We start from the raw sequence: 3687 nt of genomic DNA, 5'->3' as shown, positions 1-3687 counted from the left end.
GGCGAATTCCTGAGGCGTTCGCCACCCCAGGGCGGTGTGAGGTCGGCTCTCGTTGTAGTGCCGCCGCCACGTCTCGATCTTGCTCCTCGCGTCGGCCAACGACAAGAACCAGTTCGCGATCAAGCACTCGTCGCGCAGCCGCCCGTTGAACGACTCGACCAGCGCGTTGTCGGTCGGCTTGCCGGGCCGTGAGAAGTCCAACGTGACACCATTCTCGTAGGCCCAGCGGTCGAGAGCTTTCGAGACGAACTCAGGCCCGTTATCGACCTGAATGGCGCATGGTGCTCCGCGCAGCAGCGCCAAGCGGCCGACGACGGCCACGACCTGCTCGCCTTTGATGCCTTGGTCGACCTCGATCGCCAGAGCCTCGCGCGTGAACGCATCGACGACCGTCAAGGCCCGCAGCCGGCGACCGTCGAACAGCGCGTCGGAGACGAAGTCCATCGACCAACGCTCGTTCGGCCGGAGCGCAGCAGGCTGACGCTCACGGTGTGCCGCGCTGACGTTCCGGCGCGGTCGCTTGAGCCGCAGGCTGAAGCCCCTCGTCCCGGTAGAGACGATGAACCCTCTTATGGTTCACCCGCCAACCCTCTCGGCGCAGCAGGATGTAGATTCGAAAATAGCCGTAGCGCACCCGGCTCTTGGCCAGATCACAGATGCGCATCCGCAGCGGTGCCTGATCGGGCTTGGTCGAGCGGTAGCGGATGCTCGACCGGCCGACGCCGAGCGCGACGCAGCCGCGCCGCTCGCTCCGTGCGCCTCCTGAACTTGGTGCACGAGTTCGCGTCGCCGAGCAGGCGTCAGAGCTTTTTTTGCGAGCACGTGCCTCACAGGATGTGCTTGTTGATCGTCCCCCGGTTCCACGGACACGGGGTTAGCTTGCGTTCCGCTCGGCCTGCTCGGGGGTGATGTAGCCGAGCGCCGAGTGGATGCGCTGCCGATTGTAGTAGCCCTCGATGAAGGCGAACTGGTCGCGTCGGGCCTCGTCCCGGGTCGCCCATCGTCGTTGGTGGACGAGTTCGACCTTGAGGGTGTGGAAGAAGCTCTCCATCGGAGCGTTGTCGTAACAACAGCCCGTCCGGCTCATGGAGGGCGTCGCCTTCATGTCGGCGAGCTGCTTGCGATAGGCGTCGGCCGCATATTGGCTACCGCGATCCGAGTGGCAGATGAGGCCGCCCCCCGGTCGTTGCCGTTGGGTCGCCATCATCAGGGCAGCCTGCGTCAGTTCGGTCCGCATGTGGTCGCGCATGGACCAGCCGACGATCTTGCGGGTGGCGAGATCAAGGACGGCGGCCAGGTAGAGCCAGCCTTCTCCGGTCGGCAGGTAGGTGATGTCCGCCAGCCAGACTGTGTTGGGCCGTGCGGCCGAGAAGAGCGGCTTCAGGAGGTTGGGCGCGATCGGCAGATCATGACGGCTGTCGGTGGTGCAGGGTCGGAACCGACGCCCTGCCAGGGCCCGGATACCATGCTGGCGCATCAGGCGCTCCACTCGCCCGCGACTGACCGTTCGGCCCTCCGCGCGCAGGGCCGCATGCACCCGAGGCGAGCCATAGCGCTTATGATGCCCGGCATGGATGCGCCGGACGTCGTCGAGGAGCTGATGGTTCGACACCGACCGGGCGCTCTCGGGGCGTGACCGCCAGCCGTAGTAGCCGCTGGGGGAGACTGCGAGCACGCGGCACATGAGACGCACCGGCCAGGTGCTCGCATGCTGCTCGATGAAGGCGAACGTCACTTGGGCATCTCCGCGAAGATGCCGATCGCTTTTTTTAGGACGTCGCGCTCCATGCGCGTCCGGTCGAGTTCACGCCGCAGACGGGCGATCTCGGCGGCTTGGTCGGAGGGGGAAGCCACCGGGCTCGCTGGCACGGCTCCCGGTGACCCTGCTGCCCGCGGTGGTGGGGAGCCACCCATCAGCGCCGAGCGCCATTGCCTCAGCATCGAGGGTTGGATCCCGAGCTCGGCTGCGATGTGCATCTGCGGCCGGCCGCTGCTGTCCAGCAGGGCAACCGCTTCCCGTTTGAACTCGGGGGTGAACTCGCGTCGCGTCTTGGCCATCAAACACCTTCCCCGCCCGCAAGGAGCGTATCAGAGGTGTCCGTGGAACCGGGGGACGATCAGCCTACGACGTCGACGAGGACGACGACCGCAAGGTCATGCGTCTGCCAAAGCACCTGCGGAAGCTGCTGAGCTCGATCGACGAGACCGATGTGTCGAAGCTCCAGGCCCTCATAAACCTCGACCCGAAGACGGTCGCCTGGATCGCCGAGAAGAACCCACGAGAGCTCAAGAGCCTCGATGGCGCCGTGGAGTTCGTCACGTCGTCCCGAACCGCAGCGAAGGTGCTGGCCTGGTGCTTCGTGACGGCGGCGACGGCGTTCGGTCTCGTCGTCACTGCGGCCAAGAACGGGATCGACCTCTTCCAGATCGTGCGAGGTCGCAAGGGATGAACCTCCGCTTCTTCGGATTCTTCGCCCTCGGCGTCATCTGCTCGGCAATCCTCATCCCATCGGCGGTGATCTGCTACTGGGCAGCGGATCGGCACGTCCCGGTCGATGTCCTCCGCACCGAGGTGCTCACGCCCACCGTGAAGCCCGGCGGCAAGCTCATCATCCGGCAGACGATCCGCTACACGCGGGACTGCAAGGAGCATGTCGACCGCGCCCTCTATGACGCGCACACCCACCGTCGGTGGCTGACTGATGTCGACTACGAGCGCCCGCCGCGCGGCCTGGGCGATCACGTGGTGACCTTCGTCGAGGATGTCCCGAGCTACTTTTTTGAGCCTGGGCCCGCTTCCTACCGCGCGGCCCCGGTCTACGCCTGCAACCTCGTGCATCAGTACGTTTGGCCGCTGACGCGCGATGAGACCGTGATCCGGTTCATGGTGGAGGGGACGCCATTCTGAGCGGAACGACCGCCACCCCACGCGCTTCAGCCCAGACCCAAGCGAGACTCGACCTCCACCCGCCCGGAGCAATCCGAGGCGGGTTTTCGCGCTGTCCCGAGGTCTTAGTGTCAAAAGCGCAATTGCTGTGTCTTTCACATGATAGACAACAGCTGTTAATTAGGCGATGCCCTCAGCGAGCGCCGGCTTCAACAAAGGGTATCACGATGACGACTTATATCGGCACTTTAGGCGACGATAGGGTAGATGGCGGCTATAATAACTTCTACGGACTTGATGGAAATGACTTTATTGTTGTGAACTTTGCAGGTCTATGCGTCGTGGAAGGCGGGACCGGATCTGATATTATTTTGATCGACCGCACAAATCAATACACAAGCGGGAATTTTTACGGCGGCGACGGCTCAGACAGAATTACAGGTGGAAATTTAGCAGACAACATATATGGCGGTGAGGGAGCAGACTTCATAGCAGGAGGAGACACAGCTTTCCTCACCGGCGGCGGAACGGCAATTACTTACCTTCCGGCCGCTAGCGGCAATGATTTCTTGGATGGGGGGGCCGGTTCTGACTCTATGTACGGTTTCGATGGAAGCGATACACTGTACGGTGGCGACGGAGACGACTCAGGCGACATCTCTATCATTATTGGTGCGAGCCTTCAAAATATCAAAGCTGGATTGTATGGGGGCGACGGCAACGATTATCTAGATGGTGGGCGGGGTAATGACTACCTCGATGGCGGCTCGGGTAGCGACACGGTGCTTGGTGGGGAAGGC

4 protein-coding genes and 1 pseudogene are annotated in these 3687 nt (G+C 63.2%); 3 read left to right on the top strand and 2 right to left on the bottom strand.

Translation table 11 applies throughout. The features are described from left to right. Together ACLBWX_RS23015 and ACLBWX_RS23010 are read right to left on the bottom strand one after the other, a co-directional pair. Positions 1-837, bottom strand: a pseudogene (locus ACLBWX_RS23015) (IS3 family transposase); the annotation flags it as partial. A gap of 37 nt (positions 838-874) precedes the next feature. Further along, positions 875-2058, bottom strand: a protein-coding gene (locus ACLBWX_RS23010; protein WP_447679223.1) for an IS3 family transposase whose coding sequence is annotated in 2 segments (ribosomal slippage) — positions 875-1761 and positions 1761-2058 — 1185 coding nt in all. Because the reading frame shifts where the segments join, the coding sequence is not laid out codon by codon here. Between the two features lie 98 nt (positions 2059-2156). On the opposite strand from ACLBWX_RS23010, the gene ACLBWX_RS23005 reads away from it, so the two are divergent. The 3 genes from ACLBWX_RS23005 to ACLBWX_RS22995 all read left to right on the top strand — a co-directional run. Then, on the top strand, positions 2157-2450 hold the full coding sequence (locus ACLBWX_RS23005; RefSeq protein ID WP_447679222.1) for a hypothetical protein: 294 nt from the start codon (positions 2157-2159) through the stop codon (positions 2448-2450). Then, entirely contained in the window at positions 2447-2908 is a 462-nt protein-coding gene (locus ACLBWX_RS23000; protein WP_447679221.1) for a hypothetical protein, read from the top strand. The genes ACLBWX_RS23005 and ACLBWX_RS23000 overlap by 4 nt, the downstream gene beginning before the upstream one ends. A 206-nt stretch (positions 2909-3114) precedes the next feature. After that, a partial coding sequence (locus ACLBWX_RS22995; RefSeq protein WP_447679220.1) for a calcium-binding protein occupies positions 3115-3687 on the top strand: 573 nt, incomplete at its 3' end.

The organism is Methylobacterium sp. M6A4_1b (assembly GCF_053345175.1).
Note: the sequence above shows the minus strand (reverse complement) of the source record. Positions and strands in the feature narration are given on the sequence as shown.